Here is a 12,464-nt window from a genome sequence, read left to right on the forward strand (position 1 = left end):
GGGCGCGTGCCCATGCTCGTAAAGCGCCTCGCTGGTCTGAGGCGAAGTGGCGGCAGATAAACGCTGTTCTCGGACTGGAGGTGACGACACGCGATGGGGCCGGCCACCATCGCCGTGCTGCGTGACGGGCCCGGCCGCTCCCTGGGCTACCTCTCGGCGTACAGCGGAACCAACCGATCCCGCAGGGGCACCCTGTGCCCGCTGCCCACGGGCAGGACGACAACGGCCGTCAGTGTCTGCTCAACGTAGGCGCGACGCTCCGCCAGAGTGATTCCGTCCCTGTACCACTCCTTGACGATGTCGACGGGCTTGCCCGGGCCTGTGAGTGCCCGACGCTGCCACGCGTTGCGTTCCTTGATCAACCGCCGCTCGTCGGCCTCGTACTCGGCAAGGTCGGCGTAGTACCGCTCAGCACTGATCTGCCGCCCACGCCGCGCCTGCTTGAGGTCGTCAAGGTCTTCCCGGACATTCGCCAGTTCGGCTTCCTTCGGCCACTCCTGCGGCGCCGTGACCGCCTCGCGTTCGGCGGCCTCCTCCTCGTACTTGGCAATCACAAGTTTCCTGATCAGCTCGTCCGTCTCCGGTCCTGGGATCTTGACCCCGCCACATCCTCTCCCCGTGGTCTTCGCCGGACAGCAGTAGTAGAAGTACCCTTCCGGCTTCTTCCGGCTCGGTGCGGCCTTCATCGCGCGTAATGGCGCTGCGCAGTCCTCTTTGCCACAGCGGAGAGTGCCAGTGGACAGATAGACGCGTGCGTTGTTTCCGCCACCGCGCATGGGCCCCTCACCGATGATCTCGTCTATGGCCTCCCACTCGGCCACTTGCAAGATCGCTTCCCATTGGCCCTTGATGGGCTGGCCTTCGTCGTTGCGAGCGATCACCATGCGCCTGATTTCGCGGCCCGACTCCTGGTCGAACTCCACAACGCTATGTGATCGATAGCCGCACAGACGCGGATTACGCATCGCGTCCCTGAGGGCAATCCAAGTCCAAGAGTTGCCCCGAGACGTGGTGATCCCCATGCGGTTCCACTCGGCAACAATCGTGTGCCAGCTGGCTCCCGTGATCAGGCGCTGGGCTGCGTCACGGAGGTGTTTTGACTCGGTCGGGTGCAGGGTGCGCTTGTCCTCCTGCCATCCGAACGGGCGCGTTCCGCCCACGGGTATGCCCCTGTCCCGTCGCGCCTTGTGATTACGGCGCACTCTGCGGGCCGTGTCGGCGGATTGCTTGTTTGCCATGGCGACGACAACACGGGCCATGGCACGCCCGTTGTCGGTCAGCAGATCCAGGGTGCCCGTGATGTCGATGATCGGCCGGTGGTAGTGCTCGACCGTCTCGATCGCGTCTTCGAGGTGGCGGGGGTCCCGGGTGAGACGGTCGATGTCGTAGACGATCAATCCGTCGATGCGCTCGCCATTCGGTGCCATGCCGCGCTTGAGGTCTTCTAACGCTCCTTCGAACACAGGCCGCACGACGCGGTAACCGACGCTGCCATCGGGCAGGCGTACCCGCCTGCGCTTCCATGCAGAGGTGTCGGGCTCCATGTACGTGTGCACGTACTGGCCGCCGCGGTCCTCGACGAATCGACGGCCGTCCTTCTCCTGCTCCTCCGTGCTCTTGATGTCCCTACCGGTCACGAACCGTGAGGTCATTTCTGACGCGCCGCCAGAGGTGATCTCGCCCTCGGTCTCTTCCGTGGACAGCCGGGCCAGCCCGGCCCAGTTCTGCCCCTCTAAATTGCCCCAGTGGGCTCGTTGTACGAGGTCATCGGCCATACAGAAAGGTTACATTCGTAGGGGTGCTGCACGATGCACCAGGAGATCCCGGAGGAGAAGTTCTCCCGGGTCGCCGCGTACGACTGGTTCGGCTCGGTGGGCATGGTTCCGCTGGCCACCGCGCTGGCGGGCCCGGCCGAGTCCCTCTTCGGGCGCGAGGAAGCCCTGTGGGGCTGCGCCGCGCTGGTCGTCCTGGCGACCGCGGCCGTGCTCCTGGTCCCCGAGGTACGGCAGTTGACCCGCCGTACGAAGTACGTGACCGCGGCGCTCGCCACCTCAGCCGATACGGAAAGCCCCGTCGGGCGGCTCGGGTGACGGCACCGCTTCTTCGTCCCGTACGGGGTGCGCGTCGCCCATGAGGCGGGCCAGCGCCGCACCGTGCTCGACCCGCGCCGGAAACGCGTCCGCCGCGGTGCGGCGGGCCAGCAGCGCGACGTCGATCTCCTCGTGCGAGGCCACCAGCACGGCGTTGCCGAAGCGCCGGCCGCGCAGGACCGCAGGCTCGGCGATCAGCGCCAGCTCCTCGAAGACCGCTGCGAAGGTGGCCAGTTGAGAGCGAAGGAAACTGAAGGGCGCGCCGTCGGCGAGGTTCGCGGCGTAGACGCCGTCCCGCCGAAGCACCCGTTCCGCCGCGTGCGCGTACTCGATCGACGTCAGGTGAGCAGGCACCCGCGAGCCGCCGAACACATCGGCGATCAGCACATCCGCGGACCTCGCAGGGGCGCTCTCGAGCCACGCCCGCGCGTCCGCGCCGTGCACGGTGATTCCCGCACCGCCGTCCGGTAGGGGCAGGTGCTCGGCGACAAGAGAGAGCAGTCCGCGGTCGGCCTCCACGACGTCCTGCCGGGAACCGGGCCGGGTCGCGGCCACATACCGGGGCAGGGTCAGCGCCCCGCCGCCGAGATGGACGAGATCCAGGGCGTCGCCCGCAGCGGCCGCTCCGTCCACGACGTGTGCGAGCCGCTGCGCGTACTCGAATTCAAGGTGAGTCGGCTCGTCCAGGTCCACGTACGACTGAGGCGCCCCGTCCACCGTGAGCAGCCAGGCTCGTGGCAGGTCCACGTCCGGCATCAACTTGGCAGTGCCCCAGTCCACGTCCCGCGTCACGGGTATCGGCTCGTTCACCGCACCATTGTGCGCGCCGCGGTGCGAGAGCCGCTCAGCCTGCCCAGACGGCTGCGGCCTCCTCGGCGTGCGCGGCCGCCTGGACCAGGCCCGCATGCGCGGCGGGCGCCCGGCGGGCCGGGTCCAGCACGTTGCGGCCGAAGGCGCTCCGGGCCGCGCGGTCCGGGGTGAGCAGCAGCACGCGCGCGCCCCCGGCGGAGAGCCGCGCCGCCTGGGCGCGGGCGGAGGCGATGGGTCCCCCACCGGCCGTGATGGGGGCGAGGATCACCACACGGCCGTAGCCGGCGGCCAGGTCGGCGTTGGCCGACGACCGCATACCACCGTCGATCCAGCGGCGGCCCCCGATGGTGACGGGCGGGTAGACGCCGGGCACCGCACAGCTGGCCGAGACCGCGTCGACGAGGCCGACCCCGCTGTCCCGGTCGAACGCCTTGAACTCCCCCGTCAGCGCGTCGACGGCGGTGACCACCAGCCGCCGGTCCGGCCAGTCGTGCGAGACGAGCCGCGTGGCGATGACCGCCCGCCGCTCGGCCTCCTGGGGAGTACGGGCGGCGAGCGCCATGGTTCCCATGCGCGCGCCGTAGCCCTCGGCGTCACGTGAACGCAGGACACCCCAGGCGTACCTCGCCATCAGGCCCGTTCCCAGCCGGGCCAGGCTCTCGCCGGTGGCGTCGGCGAGCTGACGCTCGTACAGCTCACGGGTGGTCAGCAGGCCGGAGGTGAGCTGCGCTCCGACGACCGAGCCCGCGGACGTGCCGACGACGAGTTCGGCCGTGCTCAGGTCCACACCCGCCTCGGTCAGGCCGTGCAGGATGCCGCACTCCCAGCCGATGCCGGTGAGGCCGCCCCCGCCGAGCACCAGTGCCGTGTCGCCCATCGCCGCCGCCCTCCGTTTTCCTTGTGGTGGCAGCAGTGTGACGGACGGCGCCTGTCCCTCCCACCCCGGGGGAGGAACAGGCGCGACCTCGCTCAGGCCAGACCGGTCACCGTGCCGGCGCCGACCGTGCGGCCGCCTTCACGGATCGCGAAGCCCAGGCCCGGCTCGAGCGGTGTGTCACGGCCCAGCTCCACGGTCATCGTGACCGTGTCCCCGGGCCGCGCGACCGCCGTGGCACCGAGGTCGACGTCGCCGACGACGTCGGCCGTACGGATGTAGAACTGCGGCCGGTAGCCGGTGGAAACCGGGGTTGTCCGCCCGCCCTCCCGGGCCGACAGGACGTACACCTGCGCGGTGAACCGGCGGCTGGGCACCACGCTGCCGGGCGCCGCCACCACGTGACCGCGGCGTACGGCGTCACGGGGCACCCCGCGCAGCAGCAACGCCACGTTGTCACCCGCCTCGGCGGAGTCCATCGGCTTGCCGAAGGTCTCCAGCCCGGTGACCACCGTCTCGGTCTCGGCTCCCAGTACTTCCACCCGGTCGCCGACCCGCACCGTGCCGCGCTCGATGGCGCCGGTGACGACCGTGCCGCGCCCGGTGATGGTGAGCACGTTCTCGACAGGCATCAGGAACGGCGCGTCGGTGTACCTCACCGGCATCGGTACGTACGTGTCGACGGCGTCCAGCAGCGCCTCGACGGCGGCCGTCCAGCGGGGTTCGCCCTCGAGTGCCTTGAGGCCGGAGACCCGTACGACGGGCACCGCGTCGCCGCCGTAGCCGTGGGCGGAGAGCAGCTCGCGCACCTCCAGCTCGACCAGGTCGGTCAGCTCGTCGTCTCCCGCGTCGGCCTTGTTGAGGGCGACGACGATGTGGTCGACGCCGACCTGGCGGGCGAGGAGGACGTGCTCGGCGGTCTGCGGCATGATCCCGTCGAGTGCGGAGACGACGAGGATCGCTCCGTCAAGCTGCGCCGCGCCGGTGACCATGTTCTTCACATAGTCGGCATGACCGGGCATGTCGACATGCGCGTAGTGCCGGGTGTCGGTCTCGTACTCGACGTGCGCGATGTTGATGGTGATACCGCGCTGCGCCTCCTCCGGCGCCCGGTCGATGCGGTCGAACGGGACGAAGGCGGCGGCGCCGCGGTCGGCGAGGACCTTGGTGATGGCGGCGGTGAGAGTGGTCTTGCCGTGGTCGACATGGCCCATGGTGCCGATGTTCAGATGCGGCTTGGTGCGCACGTATGCCGTCTTGGGCATGGTTCCTTCCTCGGAACTCGAAGCTGTGTGAGACCCCTGGGCCTTGCCGACCCTCCCCCTGTGGGGTCCGCCGGACGATCCGGGAAGGGTCAGCTTCGGGCGCCGTCGACGGGCGCTGCGGCAGCGAACGCTGCGGGGAAAGCCGCGGAAAACGCGGCGTTTTCGGAGAACGCGGCAGCCTTCGGCGCGTCCGCTACTGCGGACGGCGCTGCGGGGAAGGCGTACCGGGACATGCCCTGATCATGGCTGACCGGTGGTGGACCGTCGACCGATTTTCCGCGCGGTCGCCGGTCACATCCTCGCCTCGCCTCGCCGCGCCTGCGGACGGGTTCACGCGGCGTGCGTTGGGGTGGTGTGACGGGCCGCGGTGGTACGGGCACAGTGACCGGCTCACCGACCCTGACGGGTGGCCCGGCTCCGCCCAACGGCAATTCCTTCGTAGGCCAGGGAGGCAACGACGTGATCACCAGTCGCAACGGCGGCTACGACCAGATCGAATGCGGCCCCGGCTTCGACATCGTCGTGGCGGACGCCGCGTCCCTCGACGTGGTCGACGCTTCCTGCGAGGTCGTGCGACGCGGCTTACCGGCTACGAACGGCTCAGGTTTCTGAGGGCTTCCCGTACGGAGAGTGGCGCCAGTCGGTCCCGGGCACCGGCGACGAAGTCGCGGACCGCTTCCGGGTCCGTCTTGGCGTACTCCCGCAGGGACCAGCCGATGGCCTTGCGGATGAAGAAGTCGGGGTGGCCGGCCTGACGCAGGCAGTAGCCGAAGAGCCGCCCCGAGTCGGTCGCGGCCTTGAAGCGCAGTTGGTGCAGGAGCGCGGTGCGGGCCATCCAGAGGTTGTCGTCCTCGATCCACGCGTCCATGACGCGGGTGAGGCCCGGGTCGGCGGCGACCAGGGCTCCGACGGTGTGCGCGGCGAGCGGGTCGACGGTGTCCCACCACGCGTCGGTGACCAGGAGGTGCCGCACCACCGGCAGCAGCCCTGAGGAGCACCGCTTCACCTGGCCGCGCAGGTAGTCGACCGCGAAGTAGCGGTATTCGCGCTCGGGCAGCTCCCAGCAGCGCAAGGCGATCGCCGCACAGTCCCTCTCGTCCGGCCGGGGCAGTCCGTCGAGCACCGTCCGCGACAGCTCACGGCGGTGCGGCGTGCGGATGCCGAGGAAGCGCGCGACACCCTTCATGTACGCGGCCGCGCCCTCGGCCCGTGCCGGATCGGCTGCGGCGGGATACACGGCGGTCAGCCGCCCGAGCACGGTGTCGGCAAGCTCACTGGACGGAATCGGCCGGGCTGTCGGCACTGACGGTCCCATGCGGCTCACATTACGGCGATCACGCTCGATTGTCGGTTAGTCTCCCCGGATGCTCGACCCCGCCATCCGGCCCGCCGGCCTCACCGTGCGCTGCGCGCGGGCGCTGCTGTCCCCGTGGTCCCGGCTCTCGCTGCTCCTGGTGCTCCTCGCGTCGGCCGCAGCGATGGTGCTGCTGTTCGAGCCGCAGCGGCTGCTCGCCGACGGCTGGCCGCCGCAGGTCGCCGGAACGACCGCCGTGGCGCTGTTCGGCGCTGCGTACGGGCTGTGTACCGCCGCCTTCGTACCCCGCCCGCTGCTGAACCTCGCGGCGGGTGCCCTGTTCGGCTCGCAGTTCGGTCTGGTGTCGGCGCTCGCCGGCACCGTACTCGGCGCGGGCATCGCCTTCGGGCTGGGGCGGACGCTAGGGCAGGACGCCCTGCGCCCTCTGCTGCGGGCCGGCTGGCTGAAAGCCGCGGACGGGCAGTTGAGCCGGCACGGCTTCCGCTCGATGCTCGCGGTGCGGCTCTTCCCCGGTGTGCCGTTCGCCGCCGCCAACTACTGCGCCGCCGTCTCGCGGATGGGCTGGCTGCCGTTCCTGCTGGCCACCGGCCTCGGATCGATTCCCAACACCGCCGCGTACGTCGTGGCGGGCAGCCGGGCCTCGACTCCGACTTCGCCCGTGTTCCTGATCTCGATGGGCTTCATCGCGGTGACCGGGCTGGCCGCGCTGGTGGTCGCGTGGCGCAAAAGGCACCGCCTGCGTTCCCGGTAGTGCGCTCCAGGGGGACCCTACGGTCATTCAGTCTTTGCACGGGCCATAGCATCTGACGCGAACTGCCCGACGATCACAAGGACGAGCGCACCCCGACATGAGCTGGTTCGAATCATTCATCCTCGGCCTCGTCCAAGGTCTCACCGAGTTCCTGCCGATCTCCTCGAGCGGGCATCTGCGGCTGACCGCGGCGTTCGCGGGCTGGGAGGACCCGGGCGCGGCGTTCACGGCCATCACTCAGATCGGCACCGAGGCGGCCGTGCTGATCTACTTCCGCAAGGACATCGCCCGGATCGTCTCGGCATGGTGCCGCTCTCTCACCAACAAGGCGATGCGCGCGGACCACGACGCCCAGATGGGCTGGCTCGTCATCGTCGGTTCGATTCCGATCGGCGTGCTGGGTGTCACGCTCAACGATCAGATCGAAGGTCCCTTCCGCGACCTCCGGCTGATCGCCACCACACTGATCGTGATGGGAGTCGTCCTCGGCATCGCCGACCGGCTGGCCGCCCGTGACGAGGTCGGGGGCAAACACCGCGCGATCCGGGACCGCAAGACCCTCCAGGATCTAGGGGTCAAGGACGGCCTCATCTTCGGTGTGTGCCAGGCGATGGCACTGATCCCGGGTGTGTCCCGGTCCGGCGCCACGATCAGTGGCGGCCTGCTGATGGGCTACACCCGCGAGGCGGCCGCCCGCTACTCGTTCCTGCTGGCGATTCCGGCGGTGCTGGCCTCCGGCGCGTACGAACTGAAGTCCGTGAGCGAGGGCCATGTCTCCTGGGGACCGACCGTCTTCGCGACGATCATCGCGTTCGGTGTTGGATATGCCGTCATTGCCTGGTTCATGAAGTTCATCACCACCAAGAGCTTCATGCCCTTCGTGATCTACCGGATCCTGCTCGGCATCCTGATCTTCGTACTGGTCGGGACGGACACGCTGAGCCCGCACGCGGGCGAGTCGGCCGGCTGACGGGCCGTTCATCGCGCAACGTTGTGTCATGGGCGGGCCACAACTCGGCTCCGGTGGGGTCCCGTCCGCAACGTTCCCCACCGGGCGGTTCGTCGTTGTCCTTGTGTGTGCCGGCTCGCGCCCGAGCCGTCGGAGATGAGTGGCAGGGGGTGCCGGATGACCGGCCGAGTGGTGTTGGAGCGGTTCCCCGCGGGGAGTCCGCGGGGAAGTTGGCCGGCCGAGGAGTACGCCGCCGACCTGCTGCGCGAGGGCGTACCGGCCGAGGTGGTCATGGACCTCGAGTCGGACGCGTTCCTTGTGGTCGTACGGCAGCGTGAGGCATCGGCGGCCCACTGAGGCCCCGCCCTGCGGGCGCCGCGGACCGCGGAACTGCGTCCGGCGGGCCGGCCGGCAGTTGTCCCGCACTGCGCCACGGGAGGGTGAAGATCCCCTCCGGGGAGTGAGCACGCCGCACGGCCCTTGGCGCCGGGCTCCGTCTGTCCCACACTGAGCCGATGACGCAGCGTGTGGAACTCGCGACCGTGATGGACCGGCTGGCCATCGATGCGGTGATCACCGGCTACGCGGTGGCCGTGGACGACGCCGACTGGACCGCCTACAAGGCCCTCTTCACACCGGACGGTCGCGCGGACTACCGCTCGGCGGGCGGCATCGAGGGGCGCGCCGGCGAAGTGGCGGACTGGCTGGCGCAGGCGATGCTGCTCTTTCCGGTGCGCCAGCATCTGATCGTGAACCGGCTGCTGCGCCTGGAGGAGCTCAACGGTTACACCGGGGACAGCGCCGAGCTCCAGGCCGACTACATGAACCCGATGCGCCTGGAAGGCGGAACGGGCGACGGGGCAGCCGGCTCCACCGCCCCGAACTTCGTCTCCGGCGGCCGGTACACCTTCGGCCTGTCGCGTACGGACGACGGCTGGCGCCTGCGCGAGGTTGTCGTCCGCGAGAAGTGGCGCCGCACGCAGGGCGCGCTCGGCGCGGGCTGACGCGCCGCGGCGCACGCGCCGGTACTACTGTCCCCTGTCGGTGATCGCCGCGCTCCCCCACACTGGTAGAACACACAGCTCGCGGGGTGGGACGAGGAGGCGCGCGATGCGGGTTCCGGCCGGGTGGCTGCAGCGGCGCCTCACGAACCGGTGGTGGCGCTCGGTAGCCGCAGTACTGGCCGGCGCGTTGCCCGCGCTCGCCTTCCCCGCCCCGTCGCTCTGGTGGTTGGCGTACGTCGCCCTGGTGCCCTGGATGCTACTGGCCCGCTCCGCCCGCTCGGGCCGGCGCGCGGCCCTCGACGGCTGGCTCGGCGGCGCCGGGTTCATGCTCGCCGTACACCACTGGCTCGTGCCGAATCTGCATGTGTTCATCCTGTTGCTGGCAGCGCTGCTGGGGCTGCTGTGGGCGCCGTGGGGCCGGCTGGTGCGGCACATGCTGGGCGGGGCGCCCTCCGCCGCCCGGGCGGCGGCGGCTCTCGTCGTGCTGCCCTCCGGCTGGCTGATGGTTGAACTCGTCAGGTCCTGGGAGGGGTTGGGGGGGCCGTGGGGCCTGCTCGGTTCCAGCCAGTGGGAGGTCACACCCGCCCTGCGGGCTGCCTCGGTCGGCGGGGTGTGGCTCGTGAGTCTGCTCGTGGTCGCGGTGAACACCGCGGTCGCGGTGCTGGTGGCGGTGGAGTCGGCGCGGACGGCGGCGGTGGCCGGCATCGTGGTGTGCGCTGTCGCGGTGGGGGCGGTCGCGGTGTGGGCCCCGCGTCCCGAGTCGTCCGGCTTCATCAGGGTCGCCGTGGTCCAGCCGGGGATCGTCGAAGGGGTGAACGCCGCCGAGCGCCGCTTCGCGCGCAGTGAGGAGCTGACCCGCGCGCTGGACGGGCGGGGCATCGACCTCGTGGTGTGGGGCGAGAGCAGTGTGGGGGCGGATCTGGCCGACCGGCCCGACCTTGCCCGGCGCACTTCCGCACTGGCCGCCGAGGTAGAGGCGCCGGTGCTGGTGAATGTGGACGCCCGGCGATCCGACCGGCCCGGGATCTTCAAGAGCTCGGTGCTCGTCGCTCCCGGCGGACCGACCGGGGACCGGTACGACAAGATGCGCCTGGTTCCGTTCGGCGAGTACATCCCCGCCCGTTCCCTCCTCGGCTGGGCGACCTCGGTGGGCAAGGCGGCCGCCGAGGACCGCAGGCGGGGCACGGAGCCGGTGGTGATGCGGCTCCCGGGTGGGGACGGTCCGCGGATCGGCCCGCTCGTGTGCTTCGAGTCCGCGTTCCCCGACATGAGCCGCCGGCTCACCCGGGACGGCGCGGAGCTGCTGATCGCCCAGTCGGCGACCTCCACCTTCCAGAGCAGCTGGGCGCCCGAGCAGCATGCGTCGCTGGCCGCCCTGCGGGCCGCCGAGAACGGCCGCCCGATGGTGCACGCCACGCTCACCGGAGTCAGTGCCGTGTACGGGCCGCGCGGCGAGCGCACCGGCGCTCCACTGGGCACGGACCGCAGTGCCGCCGCCGTGTACGAGATCCCGCTGGCCCGCGGCACCACGCCGTACGTCAGGTTCGGTGACTGGGCGGTCCACGGGGCGCTGGCCGTCCTGGCCGTGCTGTGCGCGGTGGAGGGCGTGCGGGCGCTCAGGCGGCCTGCGCGAGGGCTGCCCGTACCACCCGCTCGCAGAGCTCATGGGTCTGCAGCGCGTCCTGGGCGCTGAGCACCTTCCCGGCCCGTACGGAGTCCAGGAAGGCGAGTACGGCCTGCTCGATGCCGCGCTGACGGGCGACGCTCACCCAGTCCCCGCGCCGGCGGACGGTCGGCTGGCCCTTGTGGTCGATGACTTCGGCCAGGTTGACCACCTGACGCTTGGTGTCCTGCCCCGAGACCTCCAGGATCTCTTCGGCGGAGCCGCTCATCCGGTTCATCGTGCCGAGGGCGGTGAAGCCGTCTCCGGAAAGCTGGAGCACGACGTGGTGCATGAGCCCGTCGCGGATGCGGGCGCGAACGTCTACGTGCTCGACGGGGCCCGGCAGCAGGAAGCGCAGGGTGTCGACGACGTGGATGAAGTCGTCGAGTACGAGGGTGCGCGGGTCCTCGGGCAGCCCGACCCGGTTCTTCTGCATCAGGATCAGCTCCCGGGGGTGCTCGGCGCACTGCGCATAACCGGGCGCGTAGCGGCGGTTGAAGCCGACGGCGAGGCTGGTGCCGCGCTGCTCGGCCAGCTCCACCAGGCGGCGGGAGTCGTCGATCTCGTAGGCGAGCGGCTTGTCGACGTACGTGGGGACGCCGGCCTCCAGGATGCGGGCGACGATCTCCGGGTGCACGGCCGTCGGCGCGTGCACGAACGCGGCGTCCAGTCCCTCGGCGAGCAGGGACTCCAGTGTGCTGTGGCAGTGCTCCGCCGGAATACGGTTGCTGTCCGCGATCCGGGACAGCGTGGCGGGGGTCCGGGTCTGCAAGTGCAGTTCGACGCCCGGCCGTGTGGTGAGTACGGGCAGGTAGGCCTTCTGCGCGATATCGCCGAGTCCAATGCAGCCGACCTTCACCGGTGCCTCCCTGTCCCTCGTCGTTCTGTCCGTCGTCGTTCTGTCCGTCGCAGTGCCGGCGTCCCTGTCCGGCAGCATACGGACCGGCAGCATACGGACCGGACCGCTCGAAGCTTAATCTCTCGCGCTGCACTGGGCGTTCGGCCAGGATGGCGGCCATGACGACACCTGAGCGCAATGAGCCCCACCCCTCCGCCGACGAGCGCGCGATGCTCGACGGGTGGCTCGACTACCACCGGGCCACTCTGGCCCTGAAGTGTGCGGGGCTCAGCGACGAACAGCTGCGACAGACGCCTCTCGCCCCCTCCGCCCTTTCCCTGATGGGTCTCGTCCGGCACCTGACGGAGGTGGAACGTCACTGGTTCGCCGTGGTCATGGCCGGCGAGGAGCCCTCGCCGGTCTATTACAGCGACGAGGACCCGGACGGCGAATTCCACCTCACCGAGAACGACACATGGGCGGAGGCGGAGGCGACCTGGCAGGCCGAGATCGCCCGCTCCCGCAAGGTGGCAGAGCCCCGTTCGCTCGACGAGCTCACCGTCCGCAAGGACGGCCGGACCGGGGAGCTGTTCAGTCTTCGCTGGGTGTACACGCACATGATCGAGGAGTATGCGCGCCACAACGGACACGCGGACCTCATCCGGGAGCAGATCGACGGAGCGACGGGCGAGTAGGCGTCATCACCCTTGCGGGGGCATTTCCGGTCGCCGGGCCCGCAAACGAGCGCGGGACCAGCAGAGTTGTGCGGGTGCACCGAACCCGAACCACTACGACGCTCCTGCTGGGCATGGCCGTCTCGGCCGTCTCCGGCTGTGTGAGCGTGGCTCCGGCCCCTTCTCCCTTACCGGCCCTCCACGAGCCGAGGCTCACCCGGGAGGCGGAGC

The 12,464-nt window shown here is 70.4% G+C and carries 13 protein-coding genes and 1 pseudogene; 8 read left to right on the forward strand and 6 right to left on the reverse strand.

Going from position 1 to position 12,464, the window contains the following annotated elements; all coding sequences use genetic code 11:
* Nucleotides 1–146 precede the first annotated feature (146 nt).
* Nucleotides 147–1,775 (reverse strand): recombinase family protein, encoded by a 1,629-nt coding sequence (locus AB0M62_RS14890; protein WP_366074571.1) that lies wholly within the window; start codon nucleotides 1,773–1,775, stop codon nucleotides 147–149.
* A 30-nt stretch (nucleotides 1,776–1,805) separates the two neighbouring features.
* On the opposite strand from AB0M62_RS14890, the pseudogene AB0M62_RS14895 reads away from it, so the two are divergent.
* Nucleotides 1,806–2,090 (forward strand): annotated as a pseudogene (locus tag AB0M62_RS14895) (MFS transporter); the annotation flags it as partial.
* Here the strand turns inward: AB0M62_RS14895 and AB0M62_RS14900 are convergent.
* From AB0M62_RS14900 to tuf, 3 genes are all read right to left on the reverse strand, one after another.
* Entirely contained in the window at nucleotides 2,052–2,900 is an 849-nt protein-coding gene (locus tag AB0M62_RS14900) for a fused MFS/spermidine synthase (RefSeq protein WP_366074572.1), read from the reverse strand. The pseudogene AB0M62_RS14895 and the gene AB0M62_RS14900 sit on opposite strands and share 39 nt — an antisense overlap.
* A gap of 34 nt (nucleotides 2,901–2,934) precedes the next feature.
* Complete coding sequence (locus AB0M62_RS14905; RefSeq protein ID WP_366074573.1) at nucleotides 2,935–3,777, reverse strand: patatin-like phospholipase family protein; 843 nt, start codon at nucleotides 3,775–3,777, stop codon at nucleotides 2,935–2,937.
* 92 nt (nucleotides 3,778–3,869) lie between these two features.
* Nucleotides 3,870–5,039: an elongation factor Tu gene (gene tuf, locus AB0M62_RS14910; protein ID WP_366074574.1), complete on the reverse strand. Its 1,170-nt coding sequence runs from the start codon at nucleotides 5,037–5,039 to the stop codon at nucleotides 3,870–3,872.
* A gap of 459 nt (nucleotides 5,040–5,498) precedes the next feature.
* On the opposite strand from tuf, the gene AB0M62_RS14915 reads away from it, so the two are divergent.
* The gene (locus AB0M62_RS14915) at nucleotides 5,499–5,651 is read left to right on the forward strand and encodes a hypothetical protein (protein WP_366074575.1); all 153 of its coding nucleotides are present in this window, start codon (nucleotides 5,499–5,501) and stop codon (nucleotides 5,649–5,651) included.
* Here the strand turns inward: AB0M62_RS14915 and AB0M62_RS14920 are convergent.
* Nucleotides 5,629–6,354 carry a DNA alkylation repair protein gene (locus tag AB0M62_RS14920; protein WP_366074576.1) on the reverse strand — a complete coding sequence of 242 codons (726 nt, stop codon included), beginning with the start codon at nucleotides 6,352–6,354 and terminating at the stop codon, nucleotides 5,629–5,631. The genes AB0M62_RS14915 and AB0M62_RS14920 overlap by 23 nt on opposite strands.
* 49 nt (nucleotides 6,355–6,403) lie before the next feature.
* Here AB0M62_RS14920 and AB0M62_RS14925 point away from each other — a divergent pair, with 49 nt between their 5' ends.
* The 5 genes from AB0M62_RS14925 to lnt all read left to right on the forward strand — a co-directional run bounded on the left by AB0M62_RS14925 (nucleotide 6,404) and on the right by lnt (nucleotide 10,751).
* Nucleotides 6,404–7,105, forward strand: a complete 702-nt coding sequence (locus tag AB0M62_RS14925) for a TVP38/TMEM64 family protein (RefSeq protein WP_366074577.1) — start codon at nucleotides 6,404–6,406, stop codon at nucleotides 7,103–7,105.
* A gap of 97 nt (nucleotides 7,106–7,202) precedes the next feature.
* Complete coding sequence (locus AB0M62_RS14930; RefSeq protein WP_366074578.1) at nucleotides 7,203–8,075, forward strand: undecaprenyl-diphosphate phosphatase; 873 nt, start codon at nucleotides 7,203–7,205, stop codon at nucleotides 8,073–8,075.
* 156 nt (nucleotides 8,076–8,231) lie between these two features.
* A complete protein-coding gene (locus AB0M62_RS14935) occupies nucleotides 8,232–8,411 on the forward strand; it encodes a hypothetical protein (RefSeq protein WP_366074579.1) in 180 nt (59 codons plus the stop codon).
* A 158-nt stretch (nucleotides 8,412–8,569) separates the two neighbouring features.
* Nucleotides 8,570–9,058 (forward strand): nuclear transport factor 2 family protein, encoded by a 489-nt coding sequence (locus AB0M62_RS14940; protein WP_366074580.1) that lies wholly within the window; start codon nucleotides 8,570–8,572, stop codon nucleotides 9,056–9,058.
* Between the two features lie 106 nt (nucleotides 9,059–9,164).
* Nucleotides 9,165–10,751, forward strand: a complete 1,587-nt coding sequence (lnt, locus tag AB0M62_RS14945; protein ID WP_366074581.1) for an apolipoprotein N-acyltransferase — start codon at nucleotides 9,165–9,167, stop codon at nucleotides 10,749–10,751.
* On the opposite strand, the gene AB0M62_RS14950 is transcribed toward lnt, so the two are convergent.
* Complete coding sequence (locus AB0M62_RS14950) at nucleotides 10,675–11,580, reverse strand: Gfo/Idh/MocA family oxidoreductase (RefSeq protein WP_366074582.1); 906 nt, start codon at nucleotides 11,578–11,580, stop codon at nucleotides 10,675–10,677. The genes lnt and AB0M62_RS14950 overlap by 77 nt on opposite strands.
* Nucleotides 11,581–11,738: 158 nt before the next feature.
* Between AB0M62_RS14950 and AB0M62_RS14955 the strand changes: the two genes are divergently transcribed.
* Complete coding sequence (locus AB0M62_RS14955; RefSeq protein ID WP_366074583.1) at nucleotides 11,739–12,254, forward strand: DinB family protein; 516 nt, start codon at nucleotides 11,739–11,741, stop codon at nucleotides 12,252–12,254.
* The last annotated feature ends 210 nt before the right edge of the window (nucleotides 12,255–12,464 follow it).

The sequence above is a fragment of the Streptomyces sp. NPDC051219 genome, from assembly GCF_040682335.1.
GTDB lineage: Bacteria > Actinomycetota > Actinomycetes > Streptomycetales > Streptomycetaceae > Streptomyces.